The sequence below is a fragment of the Microbacterium mangrovi genome (assembly GCF_000802305.1).
GTDB lineage: Bacteria > Actinomycetota > Actinomycetes > Actinomycetales > Microbacteriaceae > Microbacterium > Microbacterium mangrovi.
Window position 1 is genome coordinate 96,536 of the sequence record NZ_JTDK01000015.1, and the last position, 15,808, is coordinate 112,343.

Genomic DNA, 15,808 nt, shown 5'->3' on the forward strand with positions numbered 1-15,808 from the left:
GTTGCAGCATGCACACCGACACGAGCGAGTCTCCCGGCACGGCGGCGACGCGCGACGACGCGGTGCGGGCTCTGGTCGTCGACCTCGTGCAGACCGGCGGGCGCCTCTCGCGCCTCGCTCGTCGCGCCGCGAACGACCCCACGACGTCCGCCACCTGGCGCACGCTGTCGGTGCTCCAGGCCACGAGCCCTCTGCGCCTGGGCGAGCTCGCCCAGGCATCCGGCGTCGCGCAGCCGACCATGACCAAGATCGTCGCCGGCCTCGTCGAGCGGGGGGAGGTCGAGCGCATCGCCGATCCCACCGATCACCGCGTGCAGCAGATCGCCCTCACCGACGCCGGCAACGCCGTGCTCGTCAAGTGGCGGCAGCACATCGCCGACTCCCTCGTGCCCGCCTTCGACGACCTCACCCCGGAGCAGTTCGACACCGTGCGCCGGGCGCTCGACCTGATCGGGCCGCGCATCGTCCGGGGCCATCGCGAACTCACCTCACCCACCCGAAAGGTCGCTGACTGACCCATGTCGTCATCCCACGCCCCGCAAAAGGGATCCATCCTGAAGCAGCCCGCCGCCGTGTGGGCCGTCGCGTTCTCCAGCGTCATCGCCTTCATGGGCATCGGCCTGGTCGACCCGATCCTCCCCGCGATCGCCAAGGAGCTGCAGGCGACGCCGACCCAGACCGAGATGCTGTTCACGACCTACCTGTTCGTGACCGCCATCGCGATGTTCTTCACCAGCTGGGTGTCCAGCCGCATCGGCGCCAAGAAGACGCTGCTCATCGGCCTGGCGCTCATCGTGGTCTTCGCGACCCTCGCCGGGCTCTCCGACTCGATCGGCGCCATCATGGGCTTCCGCGCCGGCTGGGGTCTCGGCAACGCGCTCTACATCTCGACCGCCCTGGCGACCATCATCGGCGCCTCGTCCGGCGGCACCGCGAGCGCCATCATCCTCTACGAGGCGGCCCTCGGCCTGGGCATCGCGATCGGCCCGCTGCTGGGCGGATGGCTGGGCTCCATCAGCTGGCGCGGACCCTTTTTCGGCACGGCGGCGCTGATGGCCATCGGCTTCATCCTCATCGTCACGCTGATGCGCAAGAACCCCGAGAAGCCGGCACCGACGAGCCTGCTCGCGCCGTTCAAGGCGCTCGGCAAGCCGGCGCTCACGATCCTCGCCGTCGCCGCGATCTTCTACAACTTCGGCTTCTTCACGCTGCTGGCCTACTCGCCGTTCGCGCTCGTGCCGCTGGGCATCGAGGACGCCCAGACCCTCGGGTTCATCTTCTTCGGCTGGGGTGTCGCGCTCGCGGTCACGTCCGTCTGGGTCGCGCCCCTGATGACCCGGTTCCTGCCGCGCACCCGCGTGCTGTGGATCGTGATGGTGCTCCTCGGCCTGACGCTCGTGGCGGCCGGATTCGCGATCGGATCGGTCGCCGGCATCATCGTGTGCATCATCGTCGGCGGTCTCTTCCTCGGCGTCATCAACACGGTCCTGACCGAGTGCGTGATGGCCGCCACCGACCTGCCGCGCACCGTGGCATCCTCCGCATACTCCGGCGTGCGGTTCCTGGGCGGTGCGATCGCCCCGCCGCTGACCACGTGGCTGGCCGCCCAGTACGCCCCCGCCACGCCCTACTTCGTCGGCGGTGCGGCGGTCATCGTGGCCGCCCTGATCATCATCGCCGGGAGCCGCACGCTCGCCCACGTCAACCTCGAGGAGGAGACCGCCGAGCAGGAGGCCGAGGTGCTGGCGCTCGCCGACGCGGACTGACCGCATGTGGCACGAGCGGGGCCCGAGTCTCACCGAAAGTGAGCCTCGGGCCCCGCTGTTGTCAGTCGGCGCGCCGATCGACTCCCGGGTGCCGAAGAAGCGGGATGACCGCGACGCTTGGAACAAGCAGAACCAGGCCAAGGATGAAGTAGACCTGATCAGACCCGCCCAGGAATCCGTGGTGCTCCGGGGTGAAAACCGCGTAGGTGCGGCTGGCCGTGAAGACCAGTAGCAGCGGGATCGCGGCGAGATTCACCCAGAATCGGACGCGCCTCAGAGCGCCCAGCATGTCCAGGTCACCCAGTTGTAGTTATGGGTGCCGCGTTCGCTGCCACGGGGGTGATGAAGGTCGCGGCTCCAATTGCGCCGATGACGGCCATCGACATCAGTTGCTTCCTCACGAGATGTTCTCCTTTGAACGCTCCTGCGGATCAGGAGGTGTGTGCCTCAGGCTCCCGTGGGCAGGGGCGTCACATGCTCAGAATCATGATGTTTGAGTAGTCGGAAGCAGCAAATTGAGTGGAGCAGGACGGCGGCACGCGGAGGAGGGGGCAATTGAGTGCGCCGAGCCGGGGCAGAGTGAGTATGACCCCCCTGAAGACGTTGCAGCCGCTGTTGTCAGTCCGCGGCGTGCGGATCAGTGGCCGGCGATCAGCCGCTCCACCAGCAGGCCGGCCCCGATCAGCGTCATTGCCACACCGGCGAACCTCGTGACCATCGCGGTGGCACGCGGGCGCGACCGCAGGATGCGGCGTGCCAGCAGTGCCACCGCGGTGTAGATCACGGCGCAGTTCAGCAGGTGCAGGCTGCCGAGGGCGAGCATCTGCTCCGACGAGGGCCAGCCCGTGCGCGACGTGAACTGGGGGAGCAGCGCCAGAAGCAGCAGCAGCCCCTTCGGGTTGATGCCGCTGACGCCGGCGCCGCGGGCGAGCTGTCCGAGCGCGGTTCCCCCGATCGGACGCTCACTCGCAGCGATGCCCGACACGGGCTGGGCGAGCGTCGTCACCCCGAGGAAGATCAGGTACGCGCCGCCGGCGAGCGTGAGCACGGTGAGCGCTGCCGGGTACCGGGAGACGAGAGCGCCGGCACCCAGGGCGACCACGGTCACCACGCACGCGTAGCCGAGCAGCATCCCGGCGATCGACGGCATGACCGATCGGGCTCGCAGTCCGGCCGCGATGGCGTACGCCCAGTCCGCCCCCGGGGTGAGCGCGAGCAGCACCGCGACCGTCCAGAACTGCACCATCAGCGTCAGGTCCATGCCTCGTCCTCCCTCATCGAGAGAGAACCTACGCAGAAAGGCGCCGAAGGTGTTCCGAGATATGGCGCGATCTGGGCTGCTTTGGTGAAGAATCGTCGTCATGGATGCCCTGGATCGAGAGATTCTCTCGCAACTGCAGGATGACGGCCGGCTGAGCGTGACCGAACTGGCGACGCGGGTGGGTCTCAGCCTGTCCGCGTGTCATCGGCGAGTGCGCGACCTCGAGCAGTCCGGAGCCATCGAGCGGTACCGTGCGGTGATCTCGCCGCGCGCCGCCGGGCTGAACTTCGAGGCGATCGTCTTCGTCACCATCGGCCGCACCGACCCCGAGACCGTCGCCGAGCTCGAAGACACCCTGGCGGCCCTGCCGAACGTCATCGAGGCGGAGCGCCTGTTCGGCGATCCCGACTACATCCTTCGGGTGCTGACCGCCGACCTCGAGTCGTACCAGCGCCTCTTCGACACCGCGCTCGGCGGCCTCCCGGGGGTGCAGCGCATCACGTCGACCCTGGTCATGAAGAAGGTGGGCGCGGAGCGCGCCGTTCCGCTCTGAGCTCCGCGCCCGGGTCGCATCACCGGGGGAGGACGACGATCTTCCCCGCCGGGTGGGCGCCGTCCAGCATCCGGAACGCGTCGCGCACGTCGTCGAGGGAGAACGTCGCCGCGACCGGCAGCGTGAGGCGTCCGGCGGCGATCTCGTCGACGAGGCGCGCGAGATTCGCGGCGGTGCGGGCGGAGCGCTCCACGTTGTGTGCGCCGGTCTCGGCGAGGGCCCCGTACGCCGCGATCGCCACCATGCGGTCGCCCGGGACGCCCAGCTGCACGCCGGCATCCAGCGCGTCGCGTCCGTGGCAGTCCATCACGGCGGTCACCCCGCCGAGGGCGGCGACGCGATCGGCGAGCCCGTCGCCGTACGCGACCGGCTCGATCCCGAGGCCGCGCAGCAGATCGTGGTTGCGCGGGCTCGCGGTGCCGATGACGCGCGCGCCGGATGCCGCGGCCAGCTGCGCGGCCAGCACTCCGACGGCACCCGCGGCCCCGCCGACGAGCACCGTGTCGTCGGCCGTGACCGGCACCGTCACAACGCACGACAGGGCCGTCAGCGCCGCGATCCACAGACCGCCCGCCACGTCCACGGGAACGGCATCCGGACGCCGGACGAGCTCGGATGCCCGCGCCGTCACCGACTCGGCGACCGCTCCCGGGGCCCGCCCCAGCACCTCGTCGCCCACCGCGATGGGGCTGCCGTCCCAGTAGACGGCGCCCGCACCGACGCCGGTGACCGTGCCGGCGACGTCCGATCCAACGCGCCGCGGGAACGGCGAATCACTCGGCGCGAAGCCCGATCGCAGCTTGCTGTCGATCGGATTCAGTCCGGCGGCACGCACGCGCACCACCGCCTCCCCGTCTCCGGGGGCGGGCTCGGGGACTTCTGCCACCTGCAGAACCTCGGGGCCGCCGGTGCTGTCGTAGAGGGCTGCGCGGGTCATGTGCGCTCCATTCTGTCTGCCTCCATCGTCCCCGCAATCCGGCCTTCGCGGGCCGACCTCCCGCGCCGTGCGAGGATTCCGGTTATGAGAATCGGGATGATGCTGGACTACGCGGGCGGGTTCCGCGAGGCTGCAGCCGAAGTGAAGCAGCTGGAATCCGACGGGCTCGAACTGGTCGTCGTGCCGGAGGCGTACTCGTTCGACGCGGTCAGCCAGCTCGGCTACCTCGCCGCGCAGACCTCCACGATCGAACTGGCCAGCGGCATCCTGCAGCTCTACACGCGCACGCCGTCGCTGACCGCGATGACCGCGGCGGGGCTGGACTTCGTCAGCGACGGGCGCTTCACCCTCGGCATCGGGGCCTCCGGGCCGCAGGTGATCGAGGGGTTCCACGGCGTGCCGTACGACATCCCGCTGACCCGCACCCGGGAGATCATCGAGATCTGCCGGTCCGTCTGGAAGCGCGAACGGCTCGAGTACCAGGGCCGGGCGTACGAGATCCCGCTTCCGGCCGACAAGGGCACCGGACTCGGCAAGCCGCTGAAGCTCATCAACCATCCCGTGCGCGAGAGCATCCCGATCGTGGTCGCAGCCCTCGGTCTCAAGGCCGTCGCGCAGGCCGCCGAGATCGCCGACGGCTGGATGCCGACGATCTACCACCCGGAGCGGGCCTCGCGCGTGTGGGGCGACGCGCTCGCCGACGGCTCCGCCAAGCGGGATGCCGCCCTCGGCCCCCTCGACGTCTTCGCCAATCCGGCCCTGTACATCGGCCCGCACGCCGAGCAGGTGCTGCCCGTCGTCAAGCAGCACATCGCGCTCTACGTCGGCGGCATGGGGGCGCGCGGCCGCAACTTCTACAACGACGTCGCGACCGGCTACGGCTTCGGGGAGGCCGCGGAGACCATCCAGAACCTGTACCTCGCGGGGCGCAAGGAGGAGGCCGCGGCGGCCGTCCCGGACGAGTTCGCCCGTGGGATCAGCCTGATCGGCACCCCCGACGAGGTGCGCGAGCGCCTCGACGCGTTCGCGGCATCCGGCGTGACGACGGTGACCGTGAACCCGATGGCCCGCACCGCCGACGAGCGCCGCGCCCTGATCGGCGGCCTGCTGCAGCTCGCCGGCTAAGCCCCGGGCTGGGGCGACACGGTTCCGACTGGCGGTGATGTGTCCGGATGGCGGGATGACGCGCCGCTGGGATGCCGCCCGGCGTTCAGATCGCCGCCATCCGTTTCACGCCCGTCGCTCCGGGAGCGCCGATGTCGGAGGAGTGAGGCATCCTGTGGGGATGACGCCGACACCCGCATCCACCGCCCCGGCGATCCGGGATGCCGCCCTCGACGCCCTCCGTGCGCTCACCGGCCGGCCCGACGCCGAGTTCCACGACGGGCAGTTCGAGGCGATCGCCGCGCTCGTCGCCGAACGCCGCCGGGCGCTGGTCGTGCAGCGCACCGGGTGGGGCAAGTCGGCGGTGTACTTCGTCGCGACCCTCATGCTGCGGCGTGCCGGCGCCGGGCCGACCCTGCTGGTCTCGCCGCTGCTGGCCCTCATGCGCGACCAGATCGCCGCGGCCGAGCGCGCCGGCGTCCGGGCCGTGGCGATCAACTCCACCAACGCGCACGAGTGGGATGGCGTCCGTGCGCAGCTCGAGCGCGACGAGATCGACGTACTGCTCGTCTCGCCGGAGCGGCTGAACAATCCCGTGTTCCGCGACGAGCAGCTGCCCGACCTGGTGCGCCGGATGGGGCTCCTGGTCGTCGACGAGGCGCACTGCATCAGCGACTGGGGGCATGATTTCCGGCCCGACTACCGGCGGCTTCGCGAGCTGATCGCGCAGCTGCCGCCCGACGTCCCGGTGCTCGCGACCACCGCGACCGCCAACCGGCGGGTGGTCACCGACGTGAGCGAGCAGTTGACCACGGGCGGGGTGGAGGTGCTCACGATCCGCGGTCCGCTGGCGCGTGCCTCGCTGCGGCTGGGGGTGCTGCGCCTGGCGAACGCGCCGCAGCGGCTGGCCTGGCTGTCCAGCCACCTCGACGATCTGCCCGGCTCGGGCATCATCTACACCCTCACCGTCGCGGCGGCGCACGACACCGCCCGGCTGCTGCGTGAACGCGGCCACGACGTGCGGGCGTACACCGGGCAGACCGATCCCGACGAGCGCGCCGAGTGCGAACAGGCCCTCAAAGACAACACGGTCAAGGCACTCGTGGCAACGAGCGCGCTGGGCATGGGGTTCGACAAGCCCGACCTCGGTTTCGTGGTGCACCTCGGCGCACCCTCGTCGCCGGTGGCGTACTACCAGCAGGTGGGCCGCGCCGGCCGGGCGACGGACTCCGCCGACGTGCTGCTCCTTCCCGCCGCCGAAGACCGCGACATCTGGCACTACTTCGCCACGGCGTCGATGCCCGACAGCGAGCGGGCCGAGCGGATCCTCGCGGCCCTCGGCGACACCCCGGTGTCGACCCCGGCGCTCGAGGCGATGGTCGACATCCGACGCTCACCGCTCGAACTGCTGCTGAAGGTCCTCGACGTCGACGGCGCGGTGCGCCGGGTGCAGGGCGGCTGGGTCGCCACCGGTGCGCCGTGGACCTACGACCACGAGCGCTACGGGCGCATCGCCGCCGAGCGCACCGCGGAACAGCAGCGCATGCTCGACTACGAGACCACCGAGACCTGCCGCATGGCGTTCCTGCAGGATGCCCTCGACGACGAGACCGCGACGCCGTGCGGCCGATGCGACTCGTGCGCGGGGGAGTGGTATCCGACCGCGGTGAGCGCCGAAGAGGGGGCCGCCGCCGGCGCTGCGCTCGACCGCGTGGGCGTGCCGATCGAGCCGCGCCGGCAATGGCCCACGGGGGTCGCTCGGCTGGGCGTCACGGTGAGCGGGCGCATCCCGCCCGGCGAGCAGGCCGCGGAGGGGCGCGCCCTGGCCCGCCTCACCGATCTCGGCTGGGGCGGAACCCTGCGCCGGATCTTCGCCGAGGGAGCAGAGGATGCCCCGATCACGCCGCAGATGCTCGACGCCTGCGTGCGCGTCCTCGCCGACTGGCAGTGGGCGCAGCGCCCCGCCGCGGTCGTCTCGGTGCCGTCCCGCTCCCGGCCGCAGCTGGTGGGCTCGCTCGCCCGTGGTCTCGCGCGGATCGGGCGTCTGACCGACCTCGGCGAGCTGGCGTGGAACGGCGCCGGCCCGACGGGCCGGCCCGGTGGCAACAGTGCGTTCCGGCTGGCCGGCGTCTGGGGTGCCTTCAGCGCCGCAGAACTCCCCGTGGCCGACGGGCCCGTGCTGCTGGTCGACGACATCGCCGACAGCCGCTGGACGCTCACCGTCGCCGCGCGAGAACTGCGGCGCACCGGCGTCAGCGCCGTGCTCCCGTTCACCCTGGCGCTGCGCGCCTGAGGCTCACACCGACGCCGACGACAGCAGGATGCTGGTCTCGCTGTCGCGCACGCCGTCGAGGGTGCGGATGACCCCGAGCACCGCATCCAGGCGCGCGAGGCTGTCGCAGCTGATCTCCGCGACGAGGTCCCAGCGGCCGTTCGTGGTGTGCAGGGCGGCGATCTCCGGGATGCCGCGCAGGCCGCTCACGACTTCCCGGGCATCCCGGCCCTCGACGGCGACCATCGTCACCGCGCGGACCGCGGCGTGGTCGGCCGGATCGTGCACGCGCACCGAGAACCCCACGATCACGCCGGTCGACAGCAGCCGCTCGAGGCGCTTGGAGACGGTCGTGCGGGTCACCCCGAGTCGGGCGGCCAGCGACGCCACCGGCTCCCGCCCGTTCGCTCGCAGGAGCGACAGCAGACGGCGGTCGAGGTCGTCGATCGGCACGGTCATGCACCTAATGTATTCACCTGGTGCGCAAAGTGCGCAGGATCGATCCGAATTGATGCGTGTTGCTTATTGAAAGGCATCCGCCCCCGTTTCTAGGGTGGGTGTCGTGACTGAGTCCTCCGCCCGCATGCATGCGAACAGCCCCGACAACGCCCTGATCGTCGACTCCGTGCTCGGCTACGCCCGGCGCCGGCTGCTGTCCGACGACGTGCCCCTCGACAAGCCCGTCTCCGAGGCCGACCTCAAGCGTCTCGCCGGGCCGACGATCCTGCCCGAGGGCATGGGGGGTGCACGCGCGCTCGCCGTGTTCGAGCACATCTTCGCTCCCGCGTGCCTCACGATCGACCACCCGCAGTACCTGTCGTTCATCCCCGCCGCGCCGACGAAGGCGGCCATCGCGTTCGATCTCGCCGTGTCGGCGTCGAGCCTGTACGGCGGCAGCTGGATGGAGGGCTCCGGCGCGGTGCACGCCGAGAACGAGGTGCTCGAGTGGCTGCGCACCGAGTTCGGCCTGCCCGAGGGGGCGGGCGGCGTGTTCGTCCAGGGCGGCACGATCGGCAACCTGTCGGCGCTGGTCGCGGCGCGCGCCGCCGCTCGCGAGCGTCTCGCCGCGGCCGGGAAGCCCGAGCCGACCCGCTGGAAGATGGTCTGCAGCGCCGAGGCGCACTCGTCGAACAAGTCGGCCGCGAAGGTCATGGACGTCGACACCGTGCTGGTGCCCGCCGGCGACGACGGGATGCTGCACGGCGAGTCGGTGCGCCAGGCGCTGGAGGAGCACGGCGATGCCGTGTTCGCCGTCGTCGCGACCGGCGGCTCGACGAACTTCGGCATCGTCGACGACATCGCCTCGATCGCGGCGCTGAAGGACGAATTCGATTTCTGGCTGCACATCGACGGCGCGTACGGCCTCACCGCGATGCTGTCGCCCCTGGCTCGCGACCGGTTCGCCGGGGTGGAGCGCGCCGACTCGGTGATCGTCGACCCGCACAAGTGGCTGTTCTCGCCGTTCGACGCGTGCGCCCTCATCTACCGCGACCCGGAGACCGGCCGTCGCGCGCACACGCAGCACGCGGAGTACCTCGACACGCTCAACGACAAGCCCGAGTACAACCCTTCGGACTACTCGATCCAGCTCACCCGGCGCCCTCGCGGCCTGCCGCTGTGGTACTCCGTGGCCACGCACGGAACCGAGGCGTACCGCGAGGCGGTGACCGAGATCATCGCTCTCACGCAGCGCATCGCCGAGGAGATCGCCTCGCGGCCGTACCTGTCGCTGGTGCGCGACCCGCAGCTGTCGGTCGTGGTGTTCGAGCGCGAGGGCTGGGACCGCGACGACTACGAGAACTGGTCGGCGGGCCTGCTCGATTCGCAGCGCGCGTTCGTGGTGCCGAGCTCCCACGCCGGGCGCCCGAACACGCGGTTCGCGATCATCAACCCGCTGACCACTTTCGAGCAGATGAGCGCCATCCTCGACACGATGGCGTGACCGGTGCGGCGGGCGCTCAGCGCTCGCCGCGCAGGTGCGCCTGGGCCATCGCCTCGTACTCGTCGTCGGTGAGGTCGTCGTATTCCTTGGCCTCGGCCTTGTCGCGCCGCATCCACCGGACCAACAGGATCACGAGGATCGGCACGTCGATGACCTCGGCGATGAACCAGATGAAGTCGCCGGAGAGGTGCTGGTCGTGCAGCGGCGAGGGCCACCAGGGCGCGCTGTTGTGGATCACCGGGGCATGGTCGGCGATGGCGTCGTCGAGACGCAGCAGGATGCCGGGGATCGAGTCGATGAGCAGTTCGACGAACGCCAGCAGGAACTCGATCGTGATGAACGTGCTGGACCGCATCCCGGTCGTCGCGGCGATGGGCAGCACCATGATGAGGCCGAGCAGCGGCACGACGATGCCGAGCGCGGCCTCCATCCACGGCGTGCCGCGCATGGTCCACGCGAACGGGGTGAGGAACAGCAGGAACACTCCCGCGACGAACACGGTGGCGAACATCGCGTTGCCGAACATCCGCACGATGCGCCAGCGCAGGATGCGGGTGATGCGCGCGGCTCCGCCGTCGCCGGATGCCTGGATCAGCAGTTCGAGAGGGCGTCCGGCGGCGATGAGCGCCGGCACCACGAAGATCAGCAGCGCGATGCGGGTGGTGAACGCCCAGCGCAGGTCGTGGGCGTAGGTGCCGAGGAATCCGAGCTCGACGAACGCGTAGGAGCCCATGCCGCCCAGGTAGTAGGCGAGGGTGTAGCGAGCCGGCCAGGCGGCGCCCTTGCGGTGCATCTTCCAGAGGCCGAGACCGTAGAGCGCGGACGCGACGACGAGCACGACGATCGTCACGGGATCGGCGCGCCAGGTGGTGAGGAAGACACTGAGAGGAGGCGTACATCCAGGGTACGCTCGCCCATCCTGGGAGGACGACGAAGGATGCGCCTGTGCATAGTCACAGCCCCGTCCCGTCTGCCAGACTCGATGTGTGGCAGATGGAGACAAGCCCGCGAGGCTCAAGGTGCGCGACATGGTCGCGGACGGCCTTTACGTGGCCGCGGCGGCCACCCGGCTCGATCTGAAGAACCGCATCCTCGTCGACACGATCGCCCGCGGCGAGGACTTCGACGTCGAGCACTTCATCGACGACGCCCGTGACTCCTTGCTGACGCTCGCGATCGAGGCGGAGGGCGACGCGAAGCGGCTGGAGCGTCAGCGGAAGAAGGCCGCGCATCGGTTCAGCGAGTCCTTCGGCACCCACGACTACCGCCGCGGCGACGTGCGCAACCTCAAGAAGCGCGAGAAGCAGTCGGTGCAGGTGGCAGCCGAGCTGCGTCGTCGTGCCGACGACCCGGACGAGCTGCGCAAGCTCGTGGAGGATGCCCGCGAGGCTGCGTGGGGCGAGGTCGCCCGGAACATCGACAGTTCGCTGCGCATCGAGGCCGCCCGCCCGGACCTCGAGCCCGACTACGCGAAGCTGCGCGACGCTCGCATGCAGGCGCTGCGTCTGGTCGATCTTCCGCGGCTGAGCGCCCACCGCAAGAAGTCGAAGGATGCCGCCCGGCAGGCCGCGAAGCAGAACGCGAAGGCCGAGAAGAAGGCAGCGAAACAGGACAAGCGAACCGGGACACGCGCGGGATCCTCGGGGACCGCCGCCGATTCGCGGTGACGCGGACATTCCTATAGACTCGATGACTGTTGCGCCGAACGGTACAGCAAGCGCCTGTAGCTCAATGGATAGAGCATCTGACTACGGATCAGAAGGTTGGGGGTTCGAGTCCCTCCAGGCGCACACTGTGTTGAGACAGTGATTGAGAAAAGACCCGGTCATCCGGGTCTTTTCTTGTTTTCTGGTCCGCTCTGATTCGGGTCATGTGCCGTCTGATCACGAATCAGCAGGTTTCGGCGCGCCGTGCCACGGATTTCCGCGTGATTCCGCGGAATCCGAGGCCGAGATCGGTGAGCGACGCGGTGTGTACGGGAGTCACATGTGTGAACTTATGTGTGCACCAGATTTGGGCCGTCGATGTCGCACGCCGGGACCTTCTCATCCATCAGTCCGACTACGCGACCGTCAGGCCGATGGGTCGGCGCTCGTCTGGACGTAGATCCGTCCACGGCCGAACGGCAAGACGGGCGCGCGGTACACGAGGGACGCGGCATGAATTGGATCGAGCACGAACTCCGCCTGACCGAATCGCCAGAGCCGGTTGTAGAGAAAGGCGCTGATGAGCGCTGTCTGGTCTGACGGAACCTGCCAGGTGCCGAGCCCCCACTGGGTCGGCTGACCGCGCCCGCCGATCACGAGCGTGGGTTTGATCCGGCCGTAGAGCGCGAACCGCGGTTTTTGCAGGGTGATTTCGATACGGCGGGTCACGATTCCAGCGTGCCCTGCGGGGGTTCGAGTGGCATGGAGGAATTGTCTCAGAGCGAGTCGATCCGCTTTGCCCCGTGCTCGTCTCAGGTGGCCTCTCGATCGCTGGATGCGGGCAGACTGGCCCCCGAGGGCGCGGATGCTTCGGCCGAGAACGCACTCCAGTGCACACGCATCCCCGGTCACTACTCAAAACGGGCGTCGGGACTACTCAAAGTCCTGGGTTTGGTCTCGTGCACGTGCTGACGGGTGCGAGCCTCGCTGTGAGTGGCAAGCACATCAACGCCAAACGGAAGGCGACCAAGATCATCCACAAGAGTGTGAAGCTCGCCGCAGTTGTCATGAAGCTTGGCGGGCTGAAGAAGGCGATCTCGGCAGTGCGCACGCACGTCACCCAGCGCAGCAAGCTGAGTAAGGCGACGCAAGCAGCGGTCGAAGGCCTTGCCGTCTTCGGCGTCTCCGTGCTCGCTGACCTGTTCGGCATCGGAAGCTGCGTGTCACTGCTCCGAGGCAAGTAGCGTGCGTTGCCACCGCACGCGCAAGTTGGTCGGAGGGGCAGGCATATGCGTGCTTTGAGTATCGCGAGCTACGACAGCATCGCGGATCTTCCACCCGGCGTCGTCCCCGCAGGCCTCGCACTCGGGGTGCTGCTCATCGCCCTTCACGTGTGGCTGTCGCGATGCAACCCTGTTTGGCTCGGAGCGATCGTCCCGATCATCGTCATCGCGTTAGTGACTGCCCTCGCGATGGAGGTGCGGCCGACGGTCGGACTGATCGCCGGATACGTCGCGACAATCGTTGCGCTCATAGTCATCTGGTGGGCAGGCGAAGACACACGACGAATGAAACGCGAACGCGATACGGCCCCGTAACGGCGACGAGCGAATCCGGATCGCCTGAAGCGGCCGCATCCCGATGTTGAGACAGTGAAGAGCGGCCCGCGAAAGCGGGCCGTTTCTTGTTTCCGGACTGTCTCACGGTGAGCGCCGCGCACCATGCTCGCGCGGGTAGCCTCGAGGCATGGTCGCGGCGGTGGAGCCCGGGTGGTACGACGACGGCACCGGTGCGATGCGCTGGTGGGACGGTTCGCGGTGGACCGAGGATTTCGCGGACTTCGGGTTCGGGGTCGAGCTGCGCACAAGCGCCGTTCCGGCATCCGCCCCCACCGCCGCGGGCTGGTACGACGACGGCCGTGGTCGGATGCGTTGGTGGGACGGGCGCCGCTGGACGGCGCAGTCGCGATTCAGCGGCGGCGAGCAGGCGTACGCCGGAGTCGTGGTCGACGGCCGGTGGATCCACCTCGGAGAGCTGAGTCAGCCGATCGCCGGTGTCGTCGCCGTCGTGGACAGCCTCGAGCGGATCGGCAAGAGGCCCGGTTTCTCACGGGCGGCGCACGCGAAGGCCCTGTTCGGTCCTCGGGGCAGGCTCGCCTGGCGCCAGTTCGGCCGTTTCGACCGTCGGGCTCTCGGCCTCGCGATCGAGAGCGCCGACCAGGCGTGGATCACCTTCCCCCCGGCAGGCGACGAGGCGGGAGCGCGCCGGTTCGCGAGCTGGATCACCGCGAGCGCGGACCACTACCGCAACAGATGAACGCGTGGTGCGCTGAGGATCTGGTCGGCGGGCATCGCGAGCGATAGGCTCGTGCGGCCATGGACTCCTCACACGCCGAACCGGGGCGAGCCGCCGATTCGACCCCCAGCGATCACCAGATCTTCGGCGAATCCCGCTGGCCCCCCGCCATCGCCGTGTTCATCTTCCTGCTCATGGATGTCGCGGGCAGCATCTGGCTTCCCCGGAGCGGAATCCTCACCTTTCCCTGGCTCCTCCCGACGGTGGAGACCGTCATCCTCATCGTGCTCCTCTTCGGGCATCCGGGCGGGCTCGTGAAGCAGCGACGCTTGCTGCGTCCGATCGCTATCGTGCTCGTTCTCGCGATGGTCGCCTCCGCACTCTGGGCGACCATTCGCCTCACCAACGATCTGATCTGGGGATCGAAGCTGACGAACGAGCCCGCGCTGCTCCTCGCCTCCGGCGGGCTGGTGTGGCTCGGCAACGTCCTCTCGTTCGCGCTGCTGTTCTGGCTCCTCGACAGTGGCGGCCCGGCACAGCGCGCCCGCCGTGAGCGTCCCGCCGACTTCGCGTTCACGCAGCAGCTCACCCCCGAGGTGGCGCCGGCAGGCTGGCGCCCCGCTTTCCTCGACTACCTGCACCTGGCCTTCACCAACTCGACCGCGTTCAGCCCGACGGACGTGATGCCTCTGTCGCTCCGGGCGAAATACGCGATGGTCGTGCAATCGACGGTCGCTCTCGCACTGTTCGGACTCATCGTCGCCCGCGCCGTGAATGCCTTCCACTAACGGCTGCACCGCAGCCATCGAGCGGACCGGTCGGCGGACCGCGGCAGAATGGGTGAAGACCTACGAAAGGCCGTCATGGACGTCACCCTGCTTGTCCGGTTCGTCGCCGCGGCCGAGGAACTGCACTTCCCGCGAGCGGCAGCGGGCCTCGGCATCCCGCTCGCGTCGCTGTATTCGTCGATCGACAAGCTCGAAAGCGAAGTCGGCGAGCCGCTCTTCGTCCGCGACGGGGCCCGCACCCGCCTGACCAAGGCCGGAAGCCTCTTCCTGCCGACCGCGAAGGCCGAGATCGCGGCCGCGCCCGCTCCGGCACCGAAGCCGGTGGTGCCGGCCGGCGGCAAGGCGAAAGCCTCCAAGGGCAAGGGCCGCGCCCCCGTGGTGAAGGGCCAGCCGAAGCCGTACAAGAAACGTCAAGGACGGTAGCTCACCGGGCCAAGATGGACATGCCGCCGTTCGCTGAAAGGAGCATCCGATGACCGACAAGCCCACCGTCCTGTTCGTGTGCGTGCACAACGCGGGCCGGTCGCAGATGGCCGCCGGATACCTGCAGGCGCTGGCCGGCGACCGGATCGAGGTGCTTTCCGCCGGCTCGGAGCCGAAGGAGAGCATCAACCCGGCCGCCGTCGCCGTGATGACCGAAGCCGGGATCGACATCGCCGGCCGTACCCCGAAGCTGCTCACCGTCGACGCAGTGCGGGAGTCGGATGTCGTGATCACGATGGGCTGCGGCGACGCGTGCCCGATCTTTCCCGGCAAGCGGTACGAAGACTGGGTGCTCGACGACCCGGCCGACCAGGATGTTGCGACCGTCCGCCGCATCCGTGACGAGATCCGCATACGCGTCGAGAACCTGATCGCGCAACTCGTTCCCTCGGAAGCCTGAGGGGAGCTGCGCGGCGCCCACTACTGGCCCGTGGGCGCCGCACACACCCCACCCCCGGGTCTGAACCGAGCCCGGTGGTCCTCGACAGGGGTGGCGGCGGATGGAAACACCCCCGTCAAGGGATCGCCGTGTCCGAAGGGATTTATGCCTGATCTCCCGAACACCGGCATAGCCACCGTACGGATGGCGCCCACCGCCCGGACGCCAGAACCGGGGCATTGAGTAGTGATTTCGCCGAATTGAGTAGTGATCCGGAAAAACCGTGGGAGCACTCTGCCCGAGGGGCGCGGGGAAGCTGGCGCGGTCGTCCCGCTGCCGCAGCGGTGGCCGACCGCAGGGATGCACCGGGCCGCAGACGGAT

Annotated in this window: 18 protein-coding genes and 1 tRNA gene; 13 read left to right on the top strand and 6 right to left on the bottom strand. The window is 69.4% G+C overall.

The window, feature by feature from the left end; translation table 11 throughout:
- Nucleotides 1–8 precede the first annotated feature (8 nt).
- Both LK09_RS15580 and LK09_RS15585 read left to right on the top strand, forming a co-directional pair.
- Nucleotides 9–515, top strand: a complete 507-nt coding sequence (locus LK09_RS15580; RefSeq protein ID WP_052226876.1) for a MarR family winged helix-turn-helix transcriptional regulator — start codon at nt 9–11, stop codon at nt 513–515.
- A 3-nt stretch (nt 516–518) separates the two neighbouring features.
- The gene (locus tag LK09_RS15585) at nt 519–1,766 is read left to right on the top strand and encodes an MFS transporter (RefSeq protein ID WP_039401456.1); all 1,248 of its coding nucleotides are present in this window, start codon (nt 519–521) and stop codon (nt 1,764–1,766) included.
- Between the two features lie 61 nt (nt 1,767–1,827).
- On the opposite strand, the gene LK09_RS15590 is transcribed toward LK09_RS15585, so the two are convergent.
- A complete protein-coding gene (locus tag LK09_RS15590; protein ID WP_039401459.1) occupies nt 1,828–2,055 on the bottom strand; it encodes a hypothetical protein in 228 nt (75 codons plus the stop codon).
- A 348-nt stretch (nt 2,056–2,403) separates the two neighbouring features.
- On the bottom strand, nt 2,404–3,027 hold the full coding sequence (locus LK09_RS15595) for a LysE family translocator (protein ID WP_039401462.1): 624 nt from the start codon (nt 3,025–3,027) through the stop codon (nt 2,404–2,406).
- Nucleotides 3,028–3,127: 100 nt separating this feature from the next.
- Between LK09_RS15595 and LK09_RS15600 the strand changes: the two genes are divergently transcribed.
- Nucleotides 3,128–3,580, top strand: coding sequence for an Lrp/AsnC family transcriptional regulator (locus tag LK09_RS15600; protein WP_039401465.1), 453 nt, complete (start codon nt 3,128–3,130; stop codon nt 3,578–3,580).
- A gap of 19 nt (nt 3,581–3,599) precedes the next feature.
- Here the strand turns inward: LK09_RS15600 and LK09_RS15605 are convergent, their stop codons facing one another.
- Complete coding sequence (locus LK09_RS15605) at nt 3,600–4,517, bottom strand: NADP-dependent oxidoreductase (RefSeq protein WP_039401467.1); 918 nt, start codon at nt 4,515–4,517, stop codon at nt 3,600–3,602.
- Between the two features lie 84 nt (nt 4,518–4,601).
- Between LK09_RS15605 and LK09_RS15610 the strand changes: the two genes are divergently transcribed.
- Entirely contained in the window at nt 4,602–5,642 is a 1,041-nt protein-coding gene (locus LK09_RS15610; protein ID WP_039401470.1) for an LLM class F420-dependent oxidoreductase, read from the top strand.
- 160 nt (nt 5,643–5,802) lie between these two features.
- Entirely contained in the window at nt 5,803–7,914 is a 2,112-nt protein-coding gene (locus LK09_RS15615; protein WP_052226877.1) for a RecQ family ATP-dependent DNA helicase, read from the top strand.
- A 3-nt stretch (nt 7,915–7,917) separates the two neighbouring features.
- On the opposite strand, the gene LK09_RS15620 is transcribed toward LK09_RS15615, so the two are convergent.
- Nucleotides 7,918–8,352 (bottom strand): Lrp/AsnC family transcriptional regulator, encoded by a 435-nt coding sequence (locus LK09_RS15620; RefSeq protein ID WP_231563088.1) that lies wholly within the window; start codon nt 8,350–8,352, stop codon nt 7,918–7,920.
- A gap of 124 nt (nt 8,353–8,476) precedes the next feature.
- Between LK09_RS15620 and LK09_RS15625 the strand changes: the two genes are divergently transcribed.
- Nucleotides 8,477–9,835 carry a pyridoxal phosphate-dependent decarboxylase family protein gene (locus LK09_RS15625; protein ID WP_052226878.1) on the top strand — a complete coding sequence of 453 codons (1,359 nt, stop codon included), beginning with the start codon at nt 8,477–8,479 and terminating at the stop codon, nt 9,833–9,835.
- A gap of 16 nt (nt 9,836–9,851) precedes the next feature.
- Here LK09_RS15625 and LK09_RS15630 read toward each other — a convergent pair whose 3' ends face one another.
- A complete protein-coding gene (locus tag LK09_RS15630) occupies nt 9,852–10,685 on the bottom strand; it encodes a cytochrome c oxidase assembly protein (RefSeq protein ID WP_231563089.1) in 834 nt (277 codons plus the stop codon).
- A 136-nt stretch (nt 10,686–10,821) separates the two neighbouring features.
- On the opposite strand from LK09_RS15630, the gene LK09_RS15635 reads away from it, so the two are divergent.
- Together LK09_RS15635 and LK09_RS15640 are read left to right on the top strand one after the other, a co-directional pair.
- Nucleotides 10,822–11,502 carry an asparagine synthase gene (locus tag LK09_RS15635; protein WP_197061081.1) on the top strand — a complete coding sequence of 227 codons (681 nt, stop codon included), beginning with the start codon at nt 10,822–10,824 and terminating at the stop codon, nt 11,500–11,502.
- A gap of 50 nt (nt 11,503–11,552) precedes the next feature.
- A tRNA-Arg gene (locus LK09_RS15640) sits at nt 11,553–11,625 on the top strand.
- Nucleotides 11,626–11,907: 282 nt separating this feature from the next.
- Here the strand turns inward: LK09_RS15640 and LK09_RS15645 are convergent.
- The gene (locus LK09_RS15645; protein WP_231563090.1) at nt 11,908–12,210 is read right to left on the bottom strand and encodes a hypothetical protein; all 303 of its coding nucleotides are present in this window, start codon (nt 12,208–12,210) and stop codon (nt 11,908–11,910) included.
- A gap of 230 nt (nt 12,211–12,440) precedes the next feature.
- Between LK09_RS15645 and LK09_RS15650 the strand changes: the two genes are divergently transcribed.
- The 5 genes from LK09_RS15650 (at nt 12,441) to LK09_RS15675 (ending at nt 15,447) form a co-directional block, all read left to right on the top strand.
- On the top strand, nt 12,441–12,725 hold the full coding sequence (locus LK09_RS15650) for a hypothetical protein (RefSeq protein WP_039401475.1): 285 nt from the start codon (nt 12,441–12,443) through the stop codon (nt 12,723–12,725).
- 502 nt (nt 12,726–13,227) lie between these two features.
- Nucleotides 13,228–13,797, top strand: a complete 570-nt coding sequence (locus LK09_RS15660; RefSeq protein ID WP_039401481.1) for a DUF2510 domain-containing protein — start codon at nt 13,228–13,230, stop codon at nt 13,795–13,797.
- Between the two features lie 59 nt (nt 13,798–13,856).
- Nucleotides 13,857–14,564 (top strand): hypothetical protein, encoded by a 708-nt coding sequence (locus LK09_RS15665; RefSeq protein WP_052226879.1) that lies wholly within the window; start codon nt 13,857–13,859, stop codon nt 14,562–14,564.
- Between the two features lie 75 nt (nt 14,565–14,639).
- On the top strand, nt 14,640–14,987 hold the full coding sequence (locus LK09_RS15670; RefSeq protein ID WP_039401484.1) for a LysR family transcriptional regulator: 348 nt from the start codon (nt 14,640–14,642) through the stop codon (nt 14,985–14,987).
- Nucleotides 14,988–15,036: 49 nt separating this feature from the next.
- On the top strand, nt 15,037–15,447 hold the full coding sequence (locus LK09_RS15675) for an arsenate reductase ArsC (RefSeq protein WP_039401487.1): 411 nt from the start codon (nt 15,037–15,039) through the stop codon (nt 15,445–15,447).
- The last annotated feature ends 361 nt before the right edge of the window (nt 15,448–15,808 follow it).

Bases quoted from the DNA above. Each gene is read 5' to 3' on its own strand.
- LK09_RS15580 (WP_052226876.1), top strand. From the start codon at position 9: ATGCACACCGACACGAGCGAGTCTCCCGGCACGGCGGCGACGCGCGAC.
- LK09_RS15585 (WP_039401456.1), top strand. From the start codon at position 519: ATGTCGTCATCCCACGCCCCGCAAAAGGGATCCATCCTGAAGCAGCCC.
- LK09_RS15590 (WP_039401459.1), bottom strand. From the start codon at position 2,055: ATGCTGGGCGCTCTGAGGCGCGTCCGATTCTGGGTGAATCTCGCCGCG.
- LK09_RS15595 (WP_039401462.1), bottom strand. From the start codon at position 3,027: ATGGACCTGACGCTGATGGTGCAGTTCTGGACGGTCGCGGTGCTGCTC.
- LK09_RS15600 (WP_039401465.1), top strand. From the start codon at position 3,128: ATGGATGCCCTGGATCGAGAGATTCTCTCGCAACTGCAGGATGACGGC.
- LK09_RS15605 (WP_039401467.1), bottom strand. From the start codon at position 4,517: ATGACCCGCGCAGCCCTCTACGACAGCACCGGCGGCCCCGAGGTTCTG.
- LK09_RS15610 (WP_039401470.1), top strand. From the start codon at position 4,602: ATGAGAATCGGGATGATGCTGGACTACGCGGGCGGGTTCCGCGAGGCT.
- LK09_RS15615 (WP_052226877.1), top strand. From the start codon at position 5,803: ATGACGCCGACACCCGCATCCACCGCCCCGGCGATCCGGGATGCCGCC.
- LK09_RS15620 (WP_231563088.1), bottom strand. From the start codon at position 8,352: ATGACCGTGCCGATCGACGACCTCGACCGCCGTCTGCTGTCGCTCCTG.
- LK09_RS15625 (WP_052226878.1), top strand. From the start codon at position 8,477: ATGCATGCGAACAGCCCCGACAACGCCCTGATCGTCGACTCCGTGCTC.
- LK09_RS15660 (WP_039401481.1), top strand. From the start codon at position 13,228: ATGGTCGCGGCGGTGGAGCCCGGGTGGTACGACGACGGCACCGGTGCG.
- LK09_RS15665 (WP_052226879.1), top strand. From the start codon at position 13,857: ATGGACTCCTCACACGCCGAACCGGGGCGAGCCGCCGATTCGACCCCC.
- LK09_RS15670 (WP_039401484.1), top strand. From the start codon at position 14,640: ATGGACGTCACCCTGCTTGTCCGGTTCGTCGCCGCGGCCGAGGAACTG.
- LK09_RS15675 (WP_039401487.1), top strand. From the start codon at position 15,037: ATGACCGACAAGCCCACCGTCCTGTTCGTGTGCGTGCACAACGCGGGC.